At 44.5% G+C, this 22,073-nt stretch carries 20 protein-coding genes; all 20 read left to right on the top strand.

Annotation, left to right across the window (positions count from 1 at the left end; genetic code table 11):
* Nucleotides 1-58: 58 nt before the first annotated feature.
* The 20 genes from D2962_RS15770 to D2962_RS15670 all read left to right on the top strand — a co-directional run bounded on the left by D2962_RS15770 (nt 59) and on the right by D2962_RS15670 (nt 21,747).
* Nucleotides 59-937, top strand: a complete 879-nt coding sequence (locus D2962_RS15770; RefSeq protein ID WP_425456632.1) for a branched-chain amino acid ABC transporter permease — start codon at nt 59-61, stop codon at nt 935-937.
* Between the two features lie 14 nt (nt 938-951).
* On the top strand, nt 952-1,842 hold the full coding sequence (locus D2962_RS15765) for a branched-chain amino acid ABC transporter permease (RefSeq protein WP_122015541.1): 891 nt from the start codon (nt 952-954) through the stop codon (nt 1,840-1,842).
* The gene (locus D2962_RS15760; RefSeq protein ID WP_122015540.1) at nt 1,820-2,605 is read left to right on the top strand and encodes an ABC transporter ATP-binding protein; all 786 of its coding nucleotides are present in this window, start codon (nt 1,820-1,822) and stop codon (nt 2,603-2,605) included. The genes D2962_RS15765 and D2962_RS15760 overlap by 23 nt, the downstream gene beginning before the upstream one ends.
* Nucleotides 2,586-3,314, top strand: coding sequence for an ABC transporter ATP-binding protein (locus D2962_RS15755; protein WP_122015539.1), 729 nt, complete (start codon nt 2,586-2,588; stop codon nt 3,312-3,314). Before D2962_RS15760 ends, D2962_RS15755 begins: the two co-directional genes overlap by 20 nt.
* Before the next feature lie 19 nt (nt 3,315-3,333).
* Complete coding sequence (locus D2962_RS15750; RefSeq protein WP_122015538.1) at nt 3,334-4,068, top strand: aspartate/glutamate racemase family protein; 735 nt, start codon at nt 3,334-3,336, stop codon at nt 4,066-4,068.
* A gap of 188 nt (nt 4,069-4,256) precedes the next feature.
* On the top strand, nt 4,257-5,165 hold the full coding sequence (locus D2962_RS15745; protein ID WP_122015537.1) for a diaminopimelate dehydrogenase: 909 nt from the start codon (nt 4,257-4,259) through the stop codon (nt 5,163-5,165).
* Between the two features lie 390 nt (nt 5,166-5,555).
* Complete coding sequence (locus D2962_RS15740) at nt 5,556-6,089, top strand: helix-turn-helix domain-containing protein (RefSeq protein WP_120767320.1); 534 nt, start codon at nt 5,556-5,558, stop codon at nt 6,087-6,089.
* Nucleotides 6,089-6,991, top strand: a complete 903-nt coding sequence (locus D2962_RS15735; RefSeq protein WP_122015536.1) for a quinate 5-dehydrogenase — start codon at nt 6,089-6,091, stop codon at nt 6,989-6,991. Before D2962_RS15740 ends, D2962_RS15735 begins: the two co-directional genes overlap by 1 nt.
* A gap of 79 nt (nt 6,992-7,070) precedes the next feature.
* Nucleotides 7,071-8,198, top strand: a complete 1,128-nt coding sequence (locus D2962_RS15730) for a saccharopine dehydrogenase NADP-binding domain-containing protein (protein WP_122015535.1) — start codon at nt 7,071-7,073, stop codon at nt 8,196-8,198.
* 742 nt (nt 8,199-8,940) lie between these two features.
* Nucleotides 8,941-9,855, top strand: coding sequence for a dihydrodipicolinate synthase family protein (locus D2962_RS15720; protein WP_122015533.1), 915 nt, complete (start codon nt 8,941-8,943; stop codon nt 9,853-9,855).
* 11 nt (nt 9,856-9,866) lie between these two features.
* Nucleotides 9,867-10,874 (top strand): ABC transporter ATP-binding protein, encoded by a 1,008-nt coding sequence (locus D2962_RS15715; RefSeq protein WP_245984756.1) that lies wholly within the window; start codon nt 9,867-9,869, stop codon nt 10,872-10,874.
* A 30-nt stretch (nt 10,875-10,904) separates the two neighbouring features.
* Nucleotides 10,905-12,449: an ABC transporter substrate-binding protein gene (locus D2962_RS15710; RefSeq protein WP_122015532.1), complete on the top strand. Its 1,545-nt coding sequence runs from the start codon at nt 10,905-10,907 to the stop codon at nt 12,447-12,449.
* A 55-nt stretch (nt 12,450-12,504) separates the two neighbouring features.
* Nucleotides 12,505-13,422 carry an ABC transporter permease gene (locus tag D2962_RS15705; RefSeq protein WP_122015531.1) on the top strand — a complete coding sequence of 306 codons (918 nt, stop codon included), beginning with the start codon at nt 12,505-12,507 and terminating at the stop codon, nt 13,420-13,422.
* Nucleotides 13,423-13,435: 13 nt separating this feature from the next.
* Nucleotides 13,436-14,368, top strand: coding sequence for an ABC transporter permease (locus D2962_RS15700; protein WP_122015530.1), 933 nt, complete (start codon nt 13,436-13,438; stop codon nt 14,366-14,368).
* A 13-nt stretch (nt 14,369-14,381) separates the two neighbouring features.
* On the top strand, nt 14,382-15,377 hold the full coding sequence (locus D2962_RS15695) for an ABC transporter ATP-binding protein (protein WP_245984755.1): 996 nt from the start codon (nt 14,382-14,384) through the stop codon (nt 15,375-15,377).
* 36 nt (nt 15,378-15,413) lie between these two features.
* Complete coding sequence (locus tag D2962_RS15690; RefSeq protein ID WP_162991257.1) at nt 15,414-16,340, top strand: cation diffusion facilitator family transporter; 927 nt, start codon at nt 15,414-15,416, stop codon at nt 16,338-16,340.
* Between the two features lie 236 nt (nt 16,341-16,576).
* A complete protein-coding gene (locus D2962_RS15685; RefSeq protein ID WP_120767312.1) occupies nt 16,577-17,536 on the top strand; it encodes a cation diffusion facilitator family transporter in 960 nt (319 codons plus the stop codon).
* A 247-nt stretch (nt 17,537-17,783) separates the two neighbouring features.
* Nucleotides 17,784-18,500 (top strand): FadR/GntR family transcriptional regulator, encoded by a 717-nt coding sequence (locus D2962_RS15680; protein WP_122015528.1) that lies wholly within the window; start codon nt 17,784-17,786, stop codon nt 18,498-18,500.
* 35 nt (nt 18,501-18,535) lie between these two features.
* Nucleotides 18,536-20,128, top strand: coding sequence for a thiamine pyrophosphate-binding protein (locus D2962_RS15675; protein ID WP_122015527.1), 1,593 nt, complete (start codon nt 18,536-18,538; stop codon nt 20,126-20,128).
* A gap of 164 nt (nt 20,129-20,292) precedes the next feature.
* Nucleotides 20,293-21,747 carry a sodium:solute symporter family protein gene (locus tag D2962_RS15670; protein WP_122015526.1) on the top strand — a complete coding sequence of 485 codons (1,455 nt, stop codon included), beginning with the start codon at nt 20,293-20,295 and terminating at the stop codon, nt 21,745-21,747.
* Nucleotides 21,748-22,073 lie beyond the last annotated feature (326 nt).

The following is a 22,073-nucleotide window of genomic DNA, read 5'->3' as shown; positions in this document are numbered from 1 at the left end:
TCCCGGCAGGAGTTCTCGCCGGGAAACCCAATCTTTTAACGTGGAGGTAATGTTTTTGCTGATACGAATAAGTCAACAATTGATCAACGGCTTATCCATAGGCTCCATATACGCACTCATAGCCATAGGGTATTCGCTTATCTACAGCATTCTGATGTTTTCTAACTTTGCGCACAGCAGTTTTCTGCTGATGGGGGCCTATACGGGATTTTATATATTGATTCTCTTGTCCTCTTCCTTCCCTTTGAGCCTGCTTATAGCAATGCTAGGGAGCGGTATTTTGGCAGTATTGATTGAAAAAATCGCTTACAAGCCGATCCGGGATCGGGGTAATCCGACCCTTTACTTTATAATTGCCTCAATGGGCATATCCATATTTTTTGAAAACTTCATAATCTGCACCATCGGCCCCAGATTCAGGTCATATCCGAGAATAATGCAAACGACCTTTGTTGAGCTGGGAAAGCTGAACATAAGCGTCATGGACATTTATGCGGCGGTGGTGGCAATAGCATTTTTACTGATGTTAAGTTACTTAATTGAAAAGACGAAAGTGGGGATTGCCATAAGGGCAGCGTCTTTTGACCTTGAAGTTGTAGGTTTGATGGGTGTAAATACCAACATGTTAATCAGTATAGTATTTCTGATCGCCGGCATCCTTGCGGGGTTGGCGGGAGAGTTTTTAGGTGTCAAATATACGGTATATCCTCAGCTGGGTTATATTACGAATAAAGCCTATATTGCAGCTGTATTCGGAGGTCTTGGCAATCTCAAGGGTGCTGTGCTGGGTTCCATACTTCTCGGCCTGTTAGAAGCTTTGATCACCGGGTTTTTATCATCGGCAATGAGGGATATTTTTGTGTTCTGTTTATTAATTCTTGTACTTTTGATTAAACCTAGCGGTTTAATGGGTATACAAAAACAAGATAAGGTTTAAAGGAGTAGAAGAGCATGCAATACCTTGAAGGAATAATCATTTTAATTTGCATAAATCTCATGGTTGTGGTTGGCTTGTCACTATTGACGGGATTTACAGGACTTTTTAGCTTCGGGCATGCGGCGTATATGGCCATAGGGGCATATACCTCTGCTCTCATTACCACAAAATTAGGAGTGCCGTTTTTCGTTGGGATAATCGCAGGTGCTATCGTTGCGGGGTTGGCAGGATGGCTTATTGGCACAGCCACGCTAAAGCTTGTGGGGGACTATTTTGCTATTGCATCTTTGGGTTTCGGTGAGACAATAAGATTATTGCTGGATAATGGAGGAAAGGTAACCGGAGGGGCGAGAGGCTTTGGGGGTATTCCCTACCAGACCACCCTTCTCATTGCCGTAACTGTTGCTTTTCTGGCCGTCGTTGTTATGAGGAACATCATTTTGTCAAGGTACGGCCGGTCTTTTATGGCCATAAGGGAGGATGAAATCGCAGCTCAAGCCTGCGGCATCGATACCTTTTCATTCAAGAAAAAATCCCTGGTGATTTCTGCTGTATATGCTGGTATCGGTGGGTCGCTCTTTGCCCATTATATGAATTATCTGCAGCCTATAATGTTTGACATGGCTAAATCTACAGAAGTTGCTTCCGCAGTGGTCTTTGGAGGTCTCGGAAGCCTGACGGGATCAATTTTGGCCAGCATTATATTGACGGGGGTACCAGAACTTTTGAGGCCCCTTTTCCAGTGGAGACTGGTTTTTTACGGTTTAGTTCTCGTAGGTACCATAGTTCTCAGGCCTCAGGGCATTATGGGAGGAAAAGAAATAAGCTTTGTGGGATTGAAAAAGGTTTTCAGATTCAGGTTAAAGGAGGAAAATAGTAATAATGCCCATTCTGGAAATAAATAATGTGACCAAAGAATTTGGCGGCCTGACCGCAGTATCTAATTTGAACCTTAATGTTTCTGAGGGGGAACTTATAGGTATTATTGGACCCAACGGAGCCGGTAAATCGACGGTTTTTAACCTCATTACGGGCATATATAAGCCCACCAAAGGAACTATAAAGTTCAAGGGTCAGGATATTGGAGGGATGGAACCCTTTAAAATATCAAAACTGGGCATTGCCCGGACCTTTCAAAACCTGAGGCTCTTTAAAAATCTAAGTGTCCTACAAAATGTAAAAATTGCCAATCAAACTTTTGCAGGGTACGATATTCTATCGGCCATATTCAGAAACCAAAAATACAAAGCCCAGGAAAAAGAAATTAAAGAAAATGCTCTTAAACTGCTGGAAATCGTCGGGTTATCCGAGTTTATCAATGAAAAAGCAGGAAAGCTGCCTTACGGTTTTCAGAGAAAGCTGGAAATCGCCAGAGCTCTGGCAATGAAACCGTCCATCCTGCTTCTGGACGAACCGGCAGCGGGGATGAATCCCGATGAATCATTGGAGTTAATGGAGTTTATAGGGAAAATAAGAAAGGATTTTGATCTGACAATAATTCTTATAGAACACCATATGGAAGTAGTCATGGGGATCTGCGAAAGGATTCTGGTACTAAATTTTGGGAAGACAATAGTGGAAGGCACGCCGGAAGAAATACAGAATTCACCGGAAGTTATCAGTTCCTATCTTGGGGAGGTAGTGCAGGATGATACTGAAAATAACTGATCTGAATGTGTTTCACGGCCCTATACATGCCATAAAAAAGGTGAACCTGCACGTAAAAGAAGGCGAAATTGTTGCGATCATCGGAGCCAACGGAGCGGGCAAGACAACACTTCTCAATACCATCGCCGGCTTGAAAAAGAAAACCGACGGTGAAATACTCTATCAGGGGGAGCCGCTTCCGGAAAAATCCCATGAAGTATTAAAAAAAGGCATAGCCCTTTGCCCGGAAGGCAGAAGGGTTTTTGGCAACCTTACGGTATACGAGAATTTGATAATGGGCGGCTATTTGATGAAATACAAGAAGGATTTCGAAAAAGAGGTAGAGGCTGTTTACCACCTCTTTCCACGGCTTCATGAAAGAAGAAACCAGATCGCCTCGACTCTTTCGGGAGGCGAGCAACAGATGCTTGCAATTGGAAGGGCGCTTATGTCAAAACCCAGGCTGTTCTTGCTCGACGAGCCTTCTTTGGGCCTAGCGCCGCTGCTGGTGCAGGAAATTTTCAATAAGTTTATCGAAATAAACCAAATGGGCGTAAGCATTTTGATCGTTGAGCAGAACGCCAAACATGCGCTGATGCTTTCGAGCAGGGCATATGTCCTTCAGACGGGCAATGTCATCAAAGAGGGGCCAAGTAAAAATCTTTTGAACGACCCCCAGATTCAGGAAGCCTATCTTGGAAAACGGCTGAAAGACAGGCAGAATCAGTAGTTAGCGGAGGTGTGTAGATATGAAAAAGATAATGCTGGTAACGCCCGTTTCAGTGACGGAATTTGACAGGCTTGCCGAAAACAGGGTGAGGGAAATCGGAATCCCCGATAATATAAAAGTGGAATGCTGTTCGCTGAAAATGGGTCCCGCTTCCATTGAAACGATATATGATGAAAGCTTTGCAACGGTGGCATTGATTCGATATATTGAAGAAATGACGGAGGAAAACGGCAGAATACCTTTTGATGCTATAGTTATAAACTGCTTTGCGGATCCGGGTGTAGATGCCCTCAGAGAACTGCTAGATATCCCGGTGGTCGGTGTGGGCGAAAGCGCCATTAGTCTTGCATCTCTTATTGCCCCCCGGTTCAGCATAGTATCCATACAGAAAAACTCCGTCCCCCATGCCCATAAGAGGCTCTCGACAATGGGTATATCATCAAGGGTGGCCAGCGTCTACGGCATTGAACTACCGATACTGGACCTCGGCAAATCAAAAGATGTTGTAATAAATATGATAAGCGAAGCCGGAGAGAAGGCGATTACCCGGGATGCAGCCGATGCGCTTGTGTTGGGCTGCACGGGGATGGCCGATTTGGCAGGTATAGTAAGCAAAAGGTTAAATGTACCGGTAATTGAGCCTACGAGTGCTGGGATATGGGCTGCTATTTCGATGGTTTCTATAGGGATAACCCACGGAAGAAATTGGATGTATACACCGGTAGATGTCACAAAATTGAAATGGGAGGGCTAAACTTTTCATTTTTTTGCGATTCTTAACGATACGGATATGAATTTCATCCAGTTCATAGGCGAAAATAAGGACTTTATCTTAACTAAAAGCATACAGGATGGTATAAATTTTATTCCAATCAAACTCAATTAAACAGTTGCCATAAACCGAATTTGTTAAATGTATTAGTTTAAGAGGGGGAAACAAAATTGCAAAAAGCAAGGATTGCCGTAGTTGGTTTTGGAAATGTAGGTAGTGCTGCGGTGGCTGCCATTAAGGAAAGCCCCGACATGGAAGTGGCGGGGATTATACTCCGCAATCCGGCAAAAGTTCCCGGTGTGCAAAAAGAAGTGGGTGATATACCTGTTGTTACGGATGTGAAGGAACTTGGAAAAGTGGATGTGGCCGTTCTGGGTGTAGCAAGTCGGGCAGTCCCCGAATTGGCTCCGAAATACTTGGCAATGGGTATAAACACGGTGGACAGTTTTGACATCCATGGGGAAGCCGTAATAAAACTAAGGGCGGATCTTGACAAAATCGCCAGGGTTCACGATGCTGTGGCCGTGATTTCGGCGGGATGGGACCCAGGTACCGATTCGATGATAAGGACGGTAATGGAGGCAATAGCACCCAAAGGGATAACCTATACCAACTTCGGGCCCGGCATGAGCATGGGACATACCGTTGCCGTTAAGGCCATAGAAGGGGTGGAGGACGCCGTCTCCATGACTATCCCCGAAGGAACAGGCCTTCACAAGCGTATGGTGTACGTTAAAATAAAGGAAGACTATGAATTTGAAAAAGTGGCCGAGGCAATAAAAAAAGATCCATATTTTTTGCACGATGAAACCTACGTCTATAGAGTGGACGACGTGGAAAGCCTTATAGATGTGGGCCACGGGGTGCACATGGAAAGAAAAGGCGTCTCAGGCAATACCCACAACCAGAGGATGGAGTTTATAATGTCGGTGACCAACCCGGCAGCTACTGCACAAGTTATGGTTTCAGCCGCTAGGGCCAGCCTCAAACAAAAACCGGGCTGCTACACTTTGCCGGAGATACCGCCAATTGATTTTATTTACGGAGACAAGAATATTTTGCTTTTTCGGCTGGTGTAGGTTACAAATCCCTCATGTTTCTTATTTACCAATAGAATGGAATAATGCCGGAGGGCAACTTGAGCACCTGGTGAATTTTTGATAAGGATAGTATAGCGGAGGTAACTTTAAGGTTACCTCTCTTCCTTTTTATTGGTACTATTCTAAGGAAAATAAAAGCGATAGACTCATTTAACCCACATTTCGCACCCTTCCATGTAATGGATCAACAATTTTTACCAAGTGAAATATAGTTCCCTATTCAATAAGATAATGACGTTCCCCGGCTTACCCATCATGTCGTATCCATGGTCAAAGATCCAATTTCTTTATATTATAATACTTGATTTTTCTTCCTGAACAGGATAAAATAACATTGAGCACAAAATTGTGCACATAGGGGGCGGATAGATGGACCTCATAAGGATAGGCGACAAGCTTATAAGCATGGAGAAAATTATCGAAAGCATTGAGGAAATGCTGAAATTGAGGCAGCAGGGCCTTTCCCAGGCAGAAGTGGCAAAGAAATTCGACACCGACAGGACCTTCATATCGAGGCTGGAAAACCTGGGAGAAGTCCGTAAAGGTAAAACCATCGCCCTTGTGGGATTTCCGATTAAAAATATTGACGAAATAAGAGATATGGCCGTTCAGGAAGGCGTGGATTATGTACTCCTTATGACCGACAAGGAGCGCTGGGATTTTGTTTATGAAAAGACCGGTATAGAGCTCTTGAACGAGGTCATGGGTCTTATATACAAGGTGAGGCAATATGATGTTGTAATAATCATCGGCTCCGACCAGAGGTTACGCCTTTTCAAAGCCCTGCTGGACAAGGAAGTTGTTTCTATAAGCATAGGTAAATCTCCCATAACCCAGGATAAATATATTGATCCGGACAGCTTGAGGGAAGTCATAAGAAAATTAAAAAAGGGTGATGATTGATGAAACACGTGCTTAGCGTGAGCATCGGGTCTTCAAAAAGAGACCATAAAGTGGAAATAGAACTGCTGGGGGAAAAGTTTATAATCGAGCGCCGGGGCACCGATGGAGATATAAAAAGGGCTATTGAGATCATAAAGGAGATGGATGGTAAGGTCAGCGCCTTCGGCATGGGCGGGATAGACCTTTATCTTTGTGCGGGCAACAGGAGGTACATAATCAGGGATGCAATGCCCATCGCCCGGGCGGCAAAAATTTCTCCCATAGTGGACGGTTCCGGTCTCAAAAATACTCTGGAACGAAAAGTGATAGATTATCTTGTCAGGGAAAACAAGGTGGACTTCAAGGGCAAAAAAGTGCTGCTGGTATCGGGCATGGACAGGTTTGGAATGGCCGAATCACTGGAAAAAGCCGGGTGTGACATGGTGCTGGGGGACCTTATATTTGCGCTGGGGATACCGTTACCGCTGCATTCTCTGAAAAGCCTCGACATACTGGCAAAATTGGCGGCGCCGATAGTATGCAAGCTGCCCTTCAAAATGCTTTATCCCACCGGGGAAAAACAGGAAAAGGTGGACACCAGGCACCGAAGGTTTTATGATGAAGCGGATATCATCGCCGGAGATTTTCACTTTATAAGAAGGTATATGCCGCCGGAAATCCCGGGGAAAATCATACTGACCAATACCGTTACAAAAGATGATGTGAAGATGCTTTCCCAAAGAGGTGCCAGAATGCTCATCACCACTACGCCGGAGCTTGATGGTAGGTCCTTTGGCACCAATGTTATGGAAGGGGTTCTGGTGTCCTTTTCCGATAAGCCGTATAAATCCCTCACTCCAAAAGATTATGAGGACCTGCTGGAGAAGATAGGATTTGCTCCGAGGATTGAAATATTAAATTGATTGCCGGGGGATAAGATATGTCAGTAAAACATTAACGGGAATTTTTCAGAAAATTTTTCGCTAAAAGAGGTGCAAAGACATGGACAATTTCGCATTCATTATCCATCCCATCGAAGTATCGGATGTATCAAGGAAATTTAAGCTTATGAAACATTTGCCGGAGGGCGCTGTAGAGAAAATAATGAAAAATATTCCTCCAGTGAAGGTTTCACATATTACAGGAGTTAAAAGTCCGTATAACGAGATTGAAGGCTGGTTTGTAGGATGCCCCCTTACCACCAGACAGATGATGAACTTGCCGGAAGATTTTGTACTCAAAAAAATAATACAGGCAGGCAAGCTGGCGGAAAAATTGGGGGCACGGATCGTGGGCCTGGGAGCATTTACATCGGTGGTGGGAGATGCGGGGGTTACCATTGCGCAAAATCTAAATATCGCTGTTACCACGGGAAACAGCTATACAGTTGCTACCGCTCTGGAAGGCGCAAAAAAAGCGGCTCAAATAATGGGCCATGACATAAAAAATTCAGAAGTGGTCATTGTCGGCGCTACAGGCTCAATAGGAAAGGTATGCGCCCAGATGCTGGCAAAAGAATGTAAATATATGACGCTGGTAGGCCGCCAAATAAAAAAATTGGAAGATATTGCTGAAAAAATTTTAAGGGAAATGGGACTTTCGGTCAGGATAACCTCCGATATTCATTCAGCATTAAAAAGGGCTGATGTGATCATCACTGTCACAAGCAGCGTGGATTCCGTAATTGATGCCGACGACCTGAAGCCCGGCGCCGTAGTATGTGATGTGGCCAGGCCACGGGACGTTTCCAAAGAAGTGGCTGAGAAAAGAAACGACGTGCTGATCATCGAAGGCGGCGTGGTGGAAGTGCCTGGAGATGTGGACTTTCATTTTAACTTTGGATTTCCGCCAAAAACATCTTATGCGTGTATGGCAGAGACCATGATGCTGGCCCTGGAGGGGCGTTACGAAAACTTTACATTAGGAAGAGAACTTACCGTCAAGCAGGTGGAGGAAATATCTGCCATTGCAAAAAAGCACGGCTTTAAGCTGGCGGGATTCAGGAGCTTCGAGAGAGCCGTGACCCAGAGCGAGATTGAAGCCGTGAAGAAAAACGCCCGGGCAAAGCTATCGGTATCCATGGCTAAAGACAGTGAATATAAGGCAAAACCGTATGCCGTGACGACATAATATACAACAACAATATAACTATTTTGATGAAAAAAGTCTCCCTATAAAAGGGGGACTTTTTAGTTTCATAATGAGTTTTAAAATTGTGATTGCCAGATAACTGACGAAATATTTTATAATAAAAGAAAACGGCATTATTTTGTGCCCTGGCGCTGGCTGCTCTTACGGCCGTGATAGGCGCTGCGGACAATGCCGCCCGCCAGTAAATATCGCGGGTATTGCGCTGGCTTCAACAGGCATACTGTCGCCCATAGCTGCGGCCATTATCCATAATGTGGCATCTGCCATGGTTGTACTGAATTCATCCAGATTGCTGTTATTCAAAAGTAATATATAAGTTCATGAATGTGGAATTAATAGTATCCAGTTCAAGGAGTCGATATCAGCGGCAGGAGACAGCTTACATGTCTTTGCCGTTTTTTTATTGTTATCGACTTTGATAATCATTAATATGTGATAACGACTAATATATGATAATTGTTATCAAAAATAAAATAAAATTCTGACAAAAAGAGGATTTTTATTTTTCGCGTCGAATATATATCAAATATAATAATTGAATGAAAAGGAAAAATAAATCTACCTTCAGGAATTATATTAAAAATAAGTAATGAGAAAAAGTTAAAACGAAGGATTTGCACTTCCGCATAACTTTTTGCTCCTCATCATTGATGAGGGAATAATTGGAAAAGATGCATACTTACTGGAACAACTGATTATTTTTAACAACGGAGGTATTAATATGTATAAACCTGCAGGGTCGTGGGTAGCTATTCCTACGCCATTTAATGAAACGGGAACCATTGATTATGAAGGATTCAGGACTCTTTTGGAATTCCATGCAAAACACGGGACTTCGACACTGCTGGTCATGGGATCTGCGGGAGAGGTCACTCTGCTTTCTTCAGAGGAGAGGCATGAGATCGTTCGAAAAGTATCGAAAATGGCAAAAGGCCTGATACCGGTATTTTTTGGCGCTACGTTTCCCACTACGGCGGAGACCGTGAATTTTTGCAAATTTTGTGAGGCCGAAGGAGCCGACGGGCTTATTTTAAGCGTTCCCCCCTATCTTTTGCCGCCACAGGAGGCTGTCCTGAAACACATGCTCACATGCATGAAATCCGTAAGCATACCCGTAGGTGTTTACAACAATCCCAGCAGGGTGGGAGTAAATATTGAGCCAGACACTATAGAGATTCTGGCCGATGAGTGCCCCAATTTTGTAGCCGACAAAGAGGCTATGCCCCATGTAAGCCAGCTGGTGGAGGTAAGACGGCGGGTGGGTGAAAGAGTCCATATTCTGTGCTGCGATTATCCCAAATATTCCATAGTGTTGCCTACATTAGCCCTTGGCGGACATGGAACGGCCAATATAGGGGGGAATATTATACCCGAAGAAATGGCAGAGATCTCAAAGCCCTGGGATAGCATCGAACAAATTGAAAAATGCAGGAATTTATATTTAAAATATTATCCTCTTTTACAGGTACTTTACTGGCTGTCAAATCCCATCGTGGTAAAAGCGGCCATGAATTTACTGGGACTGCCGGCGGGAAAACCCAGGCGTCCATATCCTGAACTGGGGGGCGAAAAGCTGGAACAATTAAAAGTCATTTTGTCAGAGCTTGGAGTCATTGAAAAATACCGGCTGGATTAGGAGGGATGCATTTGAGCCCATCTCAAGTTGAAGCGGTACAGGAAAGAGATACCGTACTTTCTGTTAAAAATTTGGTAACGCACTTTTTTATCAGGGAAGGGGAAGTCCATGCCGTAGATGGGGTGAACCTTCATGTGGAAAAGGGAGAGACCCTCGCCATAGTAGGGGAAAGCGGCTGCGGCAAGTCGGTGACGGCGCTGTCCATGTTGCGCCTGATAGCTTCCCCGCCGGGGAAGGTTCTATCCGGAAACGTGATTTTCCAGGGCCAGGATCTCCTGCACATGAAGCAAAGCCATCTTCGAAAAATCCGGGGCAAAGGGATAGCCCTTATTCTTCAGGAACCCATGTCTTCCCTTAATCCGTCCTGGACCATAGGCCGTCAGATTATGGAGGCTATCGAACTCAATCAGGGGATTAAGGGTAGAGAAGCAAAGGACAAAGCCATCGAAATGCTGAAATTGGTAAGGATACCGGCGGCTGAAAGCAGATTTAACAACTATCCTCACGAGCTGTCGGGCGGGATGAAACAGCGGGTCATGATAGCCATGGCTCTGGCTTGCAGGCCCCAGATTCTTATAGCCGACGAGCCCACAGCTTCTCTGGATGTGACTATACAGGCCCAGATTTTGGAGCTTATGAAACAGTTGAAAAAGGAAATCGGAACCACGGTTATCCTGATAACCCACGACCTTGGCGTGGTGGCAGAAATGGCCGATAGAGTTACCATTATGTATGCCGGGCAGGTGGTGGAAACAGCAGATGTTTTCAGCATATTCCACAACCCCGCCCATCCATATACTAGAGGAATTGTCCGGTCAATAATGGATTTAAAAGATAAAAACCATAAACTGGAGGTGATACCCGGAGATCCGCCCAATCTATTAAATCCGCCGACCGGGTGCAGATTTAACCCGAGATGTGCCTTTGCAAAAGAAATATGCCGTGAAAAGGACCCCGATTATCAGCGGGTGAAGGGATCCGACAGACGCTGGGTAAGATGCCATTTTCCGCTGGTATAGCATATTTAAAATTAACAAGGAGGGAAAATTATGAAAAAAATTTGGTTAACAATACTGATTTTAATACTGGCAGTTGCATTGGTTGCGGGTTGCGGAGGCCCTGCGCAGCAATCCCAGCAGGGAAGTTCTTCTAACAATACCTCCGGCACATCTACTCCTGCAAAAGATTCTATAGTTATTGCCTTACAGGGCGAGCCTACGACTCTTGATCCACAATATCCCGATGACGGTAACATGAGGGCGGTCACCGACAACGTTTTTGAAAGGCTGCTGGAGCTTGACGGCAAGACGCTGGAACCAAAACCCGGGCTTGCCACCGATATTAAAGCAGTGGACTCCACCACCTGGCAGCTTACATTGAGAGAAGGAGTAAAGTTCCATAACGGAGACCCGTTTACAGCAGAAGATGCGGTTTTTTCCATAAAGAGGATCATTGACCCTGCTTACAAATCTCAGATAGCAGGCAACTTCTCCACCATAAAGGATGCGAAAGTTGTGGATGCCAAAACCATACAGATTATCACTGACGGGCCGGACCCCATTCTCCCCAAGAGGTTGACCAAGCTGGATATCGTAGATAAAAAGTATGTAGAAGCAAACCCGGATAAGGTTGCCACCGCTCCGGTAGGTACTGGCCCCTATCAGGTTGAGTCCTGGAATCGCGGTGTGGATATAAAGATAAAGGCTTTTGACGGTTACTGGGGCAATAAACCCGCCATTAAAGCCGCCACTTACAGATTCATACAGGAAGGGTCCACAAGGCTCTCAGCTCTGAAGGCCGGTGAGATTGATCTGGCGGTCAATATGCTCCCCGAGTATGTCGATCAACTGCCGGAATACAAGACATCCGACGGCATTGAATTCACATTCCTGAGATTCAATACTCTGAGGGGCCCAATGAAGAATAAACTCATAAGACAGGCGGCCTGCTATGCCATCGACAGGGATACGCTGGCCAAGAGCCTGTTCATGGGGTACGCCAATGTGGCGCAAGGGCAGATGGCAAAGCCCGGTTACTTTGGATTTAACGACAGTCTGAAGCCGTACCCATACGACCCCGAAAAAGCAAAACAACTCCTTAAAGAAGCCGGATATAACGGAGAAGTTATCCAGCTGGTCTCCGAACGCGGAAGATGGCTCAAAGACGGCGAACTTTCGGAAGCTGTGGCATCCATGCTCACAGACGCGGGATTTAATGTGAAGCTAACATTCTTGAGCTGGCAGGAATGGCTGGACACACTCTTTAATGTGGAAAAGGCGCCGGATATCATGTTCAGTTCCAACGGCAACGAACTGTTTGATATGGACAGGTTCTATCAGGCTATTATAAAGACAGGTGGACCGCAATCCACATATTCCAACCCCGAAATAGATAAAAAGATAACCGAAGCCAGAAACGAAATGGATACCCAGAAGCGGCTTCAGCTTTACAAGGAACTGTCCCAGGCAGTATATGACGATCCTTTCGGCATACCTCTTCTCAATCTGAAAGATATATACGGAATGTCCAAGAATCTGGATTGGGAACCCAGGCAGGATTCCAGGATAACGGTCTATGAGATGAAGTTGAAATAGAATCCTTACGGGGAAGGTTTAAAACCTTCCCCCCTATCTAATAGGGGGTTACTATATGAAAAGATATATTATTATGCGTTTGTTGTATACGGTTGTAGTAATACTTGGCGTATCTATCTTGGTTTTTATTATAACCCACGTCATCGGCAATCCGGTAAATACAATGCTCCCCCTGCAGGCCACCGATGCCGAGAGGGCGGCTCTGAAACACCAACTGGGCCTTGACAAACCTTTGATGGTGCAGCTGTCGGAATTCTTAAGCGGCATGTTCCGGTTGGATTTCGGTAAGTCCTGGTGGCAACAGGTGCCGGCTTTAGGGATTGTTTTGCATAAGATTCCGGCTACGCTGCAGCTTGTGGCCACGGCTTTGATCATAGCGGTCATGGTGGCGATTCCGCTGGGGATTATTGCGGCATACAAACCCGGCACCATACTTGATAGAGTCCTTACAACCGCATCTTTAATAGGCATATGCCTTCCGCCTTTCTGGGTCGGTCTAATGTTCGTTTTGTTTTTCGCGGTCAAGCTGGGATGGTTCTATACTTCGGGTTACGGGACCATAAGGCACCTGATTCTCCCGGCCCTTACACTGGCCGTGGTGCCGATGGGACATCTGGCCCAGATAGTCAGGTTCTCCATGGCCGAGCAACTGAACGCCCAGTATTCCACTACAGCAAGAGCCAAAGGAGCCAGCGATTTTTCCGTGCTTTTTGCCCATGCCCTGAAAAATGCGGCCACATCCATTGTTACGATGGGTGGAATGGACCTGGGGAGACTTCTCGCAGGAGAAACGGCAGCCGTGGAGGTGGTCTTCGGCTGGCCCGGTTTCGGCACTCTCATAGTCGACACTATCGGGCGGCAGGATTTTCCTCTTCTTCAGGCGGAAGTATTCCTGGTAGCCGTCATTATATGCTTTATAAATCTTGCTGTCGACATATCCTACGGGTACTTTGATCCCAGAATAAGGTATTGAGGGGGGCTAAAAGTTGTCACAGGATTTGCAAACAAATACACAAATTCAGATAGAAATTCGCGAGCATGAAGAAAAGAGAAATGTCTTTCAGAGGTTTTTGCGGCGCTTTTCAGGAAACAGTCTTGCCCTCTTTGCATTTATTGTACTGATGATAATTATAGCGGTAAGTATTTTTGCGCCATATATAGCCCCTTATGACCCCACAAAAAGCGACATAGTCCACAGGCTTCAGCCGCCGTCTCTCGCTGCGCCCGCAAAGGGAGGTTTTCCGCATATTCTGGGCACCGACCAGCAGGGAAGAGATGTGCTTTCAAGGCTTATATACGGCGGAAGGGTTTCCATGAGCGTGGCCTTTACGGTGGTTGCGGTGGCGGGCGCCATAGGAACGGTAATCGGCCTTATATCGGGGTATTTCGGCGGATGGGTTGATCTGGTGTTTATGCGCCTGGTGGATATTCAATCGTCGTTTCCCGGCTTGCTGGTGGCCCTAACATTCGTAATGGTGCTCGGACCCGGTCAGAGGAACCTGACCATAGCACTTTTAATCGTAGGGTGGATGATTCATGCCAGAATGGCCCGGAGCCAGGTTTTAACCGCGCGGGAATCAACCATGGTGGAAGCTTCCAGGGCAATCGGATGCAGCATGCCCAGGATCTTATTCGGCCATATACTGCCAAATGTCATTTCACCACTCATAACCACCTATGTCCTGGAAATGGCCCATATGATCGAGGCCGAAGCCAACATGAGCTTTCTCGGTTATGGTATTCAACCGCCGGCTTCTTCCTGGGGTCTAATGATAGGCGAAGGGCGCCAGTATATAACGAATGCATGGTGGCTGGTGGTTTTCCCCGGTCTCATCATCGGCATAACTGTACTGTGCCTCAATCTTGTGGGCAACTGGGTAAGGGAAGAATTCGACCCGTTACAGAAGGGCCGCCACTAAAGGAGGGGTTTAGGTGACGAATGCAGAAGACATTATCATAGTAAAAAACCTGGTAAAACATTTTCCTGTCAGAGGCGGTTTGATGGGAAAACCGATTTCCTGGGTCCATGCCGTAGATGACGTTTCCTTTACAATAAAACGGGGCCAGACCCTGGGCCTGGTCGGAGAAAGCGGTTGCGGCAAAACTACAATAGGACGCCTTGTATTGAACCTGATTAAGCCGACCAGCGGAGAAGTCTACTTTGAAAATAAAAATATATATGATAAGAAGCAGTGCAATGAAAAAGAATTCCGCAAATGTGCTCAAATCATTTTTCAAGACGCGTTCAGCTCTTTTGACATAAGAAAAAATGTCGAAAGTATTGTCGGTGAACCGCTGGTGGTTCATGGAATAGCCGGCGGGAAAGAGCTAAAGGAAAAAGTTGCCGAATTATTAAAGACGGTGGGACTTAAACCCGAAATTGCTAGGGAATATCCGCATACATTATCGAGCGGCCAAAAACAGTGTGTGGGCATCGCTAGGTCTCTAGCTTTAAACCCTAAGTTTATTGTGGGGGACGAGCCCATATCGGCTCTGGACGTTTCCGTCAGAGCTCAGGTATTGAACCTGATGCGGGATCTGCAGGAAAAGTTCAATTTAACTTATCTCTTTATATCCCATGACATCAGGGTTGTACAGTATCTTTCAAATTATATCGCCGTGATGTATGTCGGTAAAATGGTTGAAATGGCACCGACGGAGGAAATATTTGCCCACAGGCTACACCCGTATACGGAAGCTCTGCTTACGGCTGTACCTATTGAGGATCCTTACTTGAGGCGGCCGAGAGAGATTTTGCAGGGCGAAGTTCCTTCACCCGTTGACCCACCTCCGGGATGCAGGTTCTATCCGAGATGCCAGTACGCCATGCAGAGATGCAAAGAAGAGGACCCACAACTTGAGGAAAAGGTCCCCGGGCACTTTGCAGCCTGCTTTGCAGACTTTCACAGCTCGGAACGGATCATTTAATATGGAAAAATGTTATATTTTTATGGAGGGTTAAAAATGCTTGAGAGCCGTGATTTACAGCAGCAAGAGCAGGAAACGCATCAGGATGGCCAGTATTTCGAACAGGGTGAAAAAGCTTCGTGGATTGGCATAGTTGGAAATATACTTCTTACAGCGGCAAAGATGGCGGCCGGCATCGTCGGGCATAGCACGGCTATGGTGGCCGACGCCGCCCATTCGGCCTCGGATATAATCGCATCAATTGTGGTTTTATTCAGTTTGAAAGTTGCTAAAAAGCCCGCTGATGAAGGGCATCCTTACGGCCACGGCAAAGCCGAATCACTGGCCACGGCGACAGTGGGAGTTTTCTTATTATTGGCAGGCTTTTATATAGCGTTTTCGGCGGTAGAATCCATAGTGACGGGCCATGTGACCGAGCCAGGGCTGCTTCCGCTTCTGGCTGCAATTTTATCCATAACGGTGAAAGAAAGTATGTTTCAATACACTTACAGGATTGGCAAGAAAATTCAGAGCCCTTCCACTATTGCCAATGCATGGCATCACCGTTCCGACGCGTACTCATCGATAGCCTCCCTTATCGGTATATTTGGAGCCAGGCACGGTATTGTAATACTGGACCCTATAGCGGGCATAGGCGTTACGGTGTTTATAATTAAAATGGGGTGGGATATTACCGTCGATGGAATAAACCAGTTAATGGACGGATTTGGCAACAGGATACTGATAGATAATATTTCCAATATGGTGAAAGGCTGCAGGGGGGTGTGTGAGATAAAGACCATAAAAGCAAGGCAGAGCGGGCCTTTCATATATGTTGACATGAAAATCGGCGTGGATAAAAGCATGTCTTTTGAAGAGGCTCATAACGTGGCGGTGGAAGTAAAAAATAAAATACTGGACAACAATAAAAAGATCAACGATGTTTTAATTCATGTAGACCCTGTGGAAATGAAAGTTGATTGAACTTTGTCCGGTAAGTATGAATCTGTTTATCACTTGAGAATCAATATCTTACTTGACTTCACAACCATTTCATGTTATTATTTTCATTGCAATGAGAACAGGTAATTAAACCGGGCGCAAAAAGCGCAGCAAGAAGGACTTGCGGGACTCATCCCGCAAGTTTTTTATATATATAAAAGAAGGGGGTAATATATAAAATAACTGCTAAAAATAATTGTAAATAAAGGGGGATGAAAATGAACAAGATAGTTCAAAAAACCGTGGATTATATGATAATCCATTTTTTGAAAGAAACACAACTGTCCCAAAAGGTTATAGAGTCTGAGACAAGAAGGAAATATGCCTATCTTGAAGCATGGGTCAGTATCATAGGCAACTTTTTACTGGCGGCGATTAAAGTATCATTCGGGTTAATGCTCAACAGTATTTCACTCCTGGCAGATGCGGCACATACGGCCTCCGATGTTATGACATCGGTGGTGGTGCTGTTGGGCTTTAAACTATCCAGTTCTCCCGCCGATGAAAAACATCCTTACGGCCATGGCAGAATAGAGTTTCTGGCAACCCTGCTGATAGCGGTAATGTTGATAATCGTAGGTGTAGAGTTTGGCAAGACTTCCTATGACCGTCTTATATCAAACACGCCGGTCAAGGGCAGTTATGCAGTGGCCGTGGTTATGATAGCCGGCGCCATCTTCAAGGAATGGATGTCTCAGTTTTCCATAGATTTGGGGACCAGAATAAACGCGCCAGCGTTGATAGCGGACGCCTGGCATCACAGGACAGACGGGATAGCATCGGTTCTGGTGGCGGCGGCCATCGTGGCCTCGCAATATGGATATTATAAGGTAGACGCTGTATTCGGCATGGGAGTTTCGGCGCTGATTGTCTATACTGGTGTTAGTATTGCCAGGGATTCTTCTTCAAAACTTATCGGTGAAGCAGCCGATCAGGAAATAATCGAGGATATTGAAAGATTGGCCCTTTCGGTGCCGGGTGTAACCGGCATTCATAAAATCCATGTGCACGATTATGGCGACAGGAAGATGATTTCCCTGCATATCCAGGTGGGAAACCACTTATCGCTGATAAAAGCCCACGACATTTCGGAACAGGTGGAAAGGGTCATTGAATCAAAAATCAATTCTAAAGCTCTCGTGCATGTGGAGCCCCTGTTGGATTTAGAACAAAGCTAAAAGAATTTATTAAATGGATTTCATCTTTAAGAAAGGTGAAATCCATTTTTTCGATGTTAACTGAAAATAATTTTCATAAAAAATTTTTTAATTAAAAGAAGGACTTTAGAGAATATTGTCGAATATAAATATTAAATTAATCATCAATGATTAGCATTGAAATACAAAATTAGAAGAAACCTTTTAATATGTTTATAAATGAGATTAATCATCAATGATTATCAATATTATATGAAGGGGAATAACATTGGCCGAGTTAGATCAACAGCTGGATTATGAAATTTTGAAAGAATTATTAAATTCAAGAGAACCATTAGGAGCGGTAAACCTGTCGATTATCCTGGGGGAAAAATACGGCGTAAGTCAAGCTACCATTGGCCGCAGGCTGCTTCAAATGGACCATGCGGGCTACACAAAGAAGTTAAAAAACATGGGCCGCATATTAACACAAAAGGGCATTGAACATTTGTCCGCATTAAATAATAAACTGTCTTTTGAAAATGCCAAGAAAGAATTTCTGGAATCTATAAGTCCATCGAATATAACCGATCTGATAGATATCCTGATCGCAAGGCGGGGTCTTGAAAAAGAGGCGGCATTCCTTGCGGCAAAAAATGCCGATGAGGATATCATAAACCAGATGCAGGAAGTTTTACTGATTCAAAAAATAAAGATAAGCCAGGGGATTTCCGGAGATAACGAGGACAGCGAATTTCACAGGTTAATTGCAGTGGCTTCAAAAAACAAAGTGTTATTGAGGACAATGATGCTGCTGCGTGAGCAAAACGATTTGACAAGACATTTTGCTACTGTACGTAAAGCCATTGGAGGAAAACTGTATGATGACCATGTGAGGATACTGGAGATGATAAAGGCTAAAGACAGCAGGGGAGCCTATAGGGCTATTGAATCCCATTTAAATAAAATGATAAAGGAGTTTCAAAATTATATAATCCAGAAATAAACATAAATTTATATTAATAAAAGAGGGAGAAAATTATGAAGGTTTCAGATGTGGTAGCAAAGATTTTAAAAGAAGAGGGGGTGACATATGTCTTTGGTTATCCCGGGGGTGAAGTAACGACATTCCTCGATTCCCTGAGACAAGAAAATATAAGGTTTATTCTGACAAAACATGAGTCAACTGCTGCCTTTATGGCTTCGGCCATAGGAGAAATAACTGGCATGCCTGGAGTTTGTCTTTCGACATTGGGACCCGGTGCCACCAATCTTGTCACCGGAGTAGCGCAAGCCTTGCTTGATCGGGCGCCGGTTATTGCTATTACGGGCAACATGGCAACAAATAATTATGAAGTGTCAACACATCAGCAACTTGATCTGGTCCGGCTTTTTCAGCCTATTACCAAATGGAGCGCAACAATAGAGCCCAATTCGGTAGAAAGGATATTGTACAGAGCTATAAGTTTTGCAAAGGCGTCCAGGAAGGGGCCGGTCCATCTAACATTCCCCAGTAATGTAGCAGTTATGGAAAAACAGGATACAAATTTCAGACAAAAGACTAAATGTTGTGGCTCATCCTTCATTGGTGATATAGGTGATATAAATGAAGCTACAAAAGTGATTAATGAAGCAAGACGTCCTATAATATTAGCTGGCCTCGGGGTTCTTAGAAGCGGGTCTCATAAAGAATTTGTAAAATTTACTGAAAAGTTGAACTCCCCTGTAATAGTGACTCCAAAGGCAAAGGGGATCATACGAGAAGACCACCCCTTGTTTTTAGGAGTGGTGGAGATGCAGGGCGACCGCGTGATATTGGATTTTGCTAAAAGCTGCGACCTCATTGTTGCCATAGGTTATGATGCTGTAGAACTTGATAAACAGTGGATGTTTGGTAATATACCGGTTATCAATATCGATGAAGTGCCTGACACCGATAAATATTATCCTGTGTCTGTAGAGATTTACGGTGAAATGAAAGGAATTCTGGATTCTTTAGCTAGGGATATTGAACGGAGCAAATGGGATAAAAATGAAATTATGTCCAAAAGAAACGAGTTGATTGAACTAGTAACAACTAGACGCAGCGAAGCGATGCAGCCCTATGAGGTAGTTATGAAAGCTCGAGAGATTTTACCTGAAGACACTATTGCCGCATCGGATGTAGGTGCTCATAAGATGCTGGTAGGCCAGATGTGGAGGACCTATGAACCCGGAACGTTCTTTATGTCCAACGGCCTGTCTTCCATGGGCTCAGGGATACCGACGGCCATGGCCGCAAAATTGGTATATCCTGAAAAACCTGTTGTGGCCATCGTAGGCGATGGGGGTTTTGGCATGAACATGGCCGAACTTGAAACAATGGTAAGAGAGAATATACCCATAATAATAATCGTCATGGACGACAGGATCCTCAGCCTTATCAGAATGAACCAGGAAAGAAAAGGTTTGGTACCTTATGGTGTTGAATTTACAAATCCTGATATGGTTAAACTGGCGGAAAGCTTTGGTGCAAAAGGTTACAAAGTTGATAACATCAAAGATTTTACACATGTTTTAAAATCTGTTGTTCAAACAAATAAACCGGTAGTAATACAGGCTGTGGTCGATCCGCTATCATATAGAAATCTATAACATTTATAAAAATTTTTTTCGGGTGAAAAGTTTCAATATTCTTTATTGACTTAAGTTAATTATCTTTGGATTGGGAAATATTGTTTTAGAGGAGGTAGTTCTAACATGACCTAAAGAATATAAATATGCCTTAAAAGAAAAAAATCAAAAAAGGAGTGAAAAATGTGGTTACGACAGTATGGATTGTTTCAATAATTTATCTTATCGCAATGCTTGCCATAGGAATGGCGGTATCAAAAAAAGGTTCCGCATCCTTTGATGACTACGCCATTGCGGGAAAAAGCCTTCCATTTTATCTCATAATGTGGACATTCCTTGCTACGGTTTGGGGGGCTGCGGACTTTATCGGTTCTCCTGATGAAGGTTATCATCGTGGTATAAGCTGGATTGCATGGACATTGGGCAGTGAAGGCGGAAAAATCGTCTTTGCCCTGACTCTTGCCGGATTTCTGGCTAGATTTTCCTTTAAAAGCATGGGTGAATTCATGGATAATGTCGTAGCAAAAGACAAAACCTCGCGCATTGTCATCGGCTTATTGACAGGCTTCGTAGCTGCAGGTTGGACCGGTGCCCAGAGTATGGCGATTGGGCAGATATTCAGCGTATTTACCGGTACGGATTCTACGCTCATGATAATAATTGCCAGTGCAGTTTTCATATTTTATACAATGAGCGGAGGATTATTATCGGTTGTATGGACTGATGTGATACAGGGCCTTTTAATTGTTGCTTTTGCAGGGTTTTACTGGTACTATGCCTTTGGAATGGTGGATTTTAGCTTGGCAACACTTACAAGCAAAGTCATGGCCGCAAAACCTGAACTGTGGAGTTTAACCGGTGCCTCGGGCAGTATTCCCTGGCTTAAACTTTTCACGACGTTTTTAACAGGTATAATGGGTACATTTACTATGGTTTGCTATTGGCAGAGGGCATTTAGCGCCAAGGATGTTCCTTCGGCAAGAAACGCTGCCCTGATAGGCGGTATAGGAACAGTCTTGGTTTCTGTTATATCCGTATTTATAGGTTTAATAGTGTTTACAGTAAATCCTAATCTCGATACCGGTGTTGCTCCATATCTTGTCAAGAACTTTATGCCTCCATGGATTACTGTGGCCATGACACTCCTTGTTTTGGCGGCCACTATGTCCAGCGCTGATTCACTCCTCAATATTGCGGCAATAATTACTGTCAATGATATACTGATGCCCCTCAAACCCGATGTTTCTGATGAGCAAAAAGTCGCCATCACAAAATGGGTTACATTGGCATGGGGGGTAGTTGGAGTTATATGCGCATTGAAATTTAAATTTATCCTTGGCCTGGTAGGATGGCTTTACAGTACCGCCGCAGGCGCCCTGGCACCAGCGGTGATAGTAGGATTGCTTTGGAGAAAACCCGGAGAGTATATTTATGATAACTCTAACATTACACCAGTCGCATTAAGATATAGTTTGATATTAGGAACCCTAACCGCCATTATTGCAAGACAGATAAAGCCTTTAATGGATGTTTTTGGTGGGCCGGTTATTCCTTCTTCTGTTGTGACCATCGTCTTGTTATTCATCATTTCCAGCATTACAAAAAAGGAAACCGTATCATCCAGGAAGATTCATGTTTAATATAAAATGTTTTGACTCATCATTAGGGGCAGTTTGCACTGCCCCTAATCTGTAAGATAGGAGGGGACTTGCTTGATAAATGTTACTCCTATAAACCTTTCAAACGGCATGCGGAGCATATCGGCATTCATCCGGGATTCTCCGGGAAAGAAGCGCAGTTAGGGTTGGTTACCTTCGATTTACCTCCGGGCTGACCGGAATGGACCCAAAAACCGATTGGCCGAGACGTGCATAGAAGTCTCGGAGCCAGCCAAAGATTTTTTGATATAATTTGAAGCAAACGCATATTGCGGTAGATAATATATGGTACACAAAACCCGGATTTA

The sequence above is a fragment of the Biomaibacter acetigenes genome (assembly GCF_003691585.1).
In the GTDB taxonomy this organism is placed as follows: Bacteria; Bacillota; Thermosediminibacteria; order Thermosediminibacterales; family Tepidanaerobacteraceae; genus Biomaibacter; species Biomaibacter acetigenes.
Note: the sequence above shows the minus strand (reverse complement) of the source record. Positions and strands in the feature narration are given on the sequence as shown.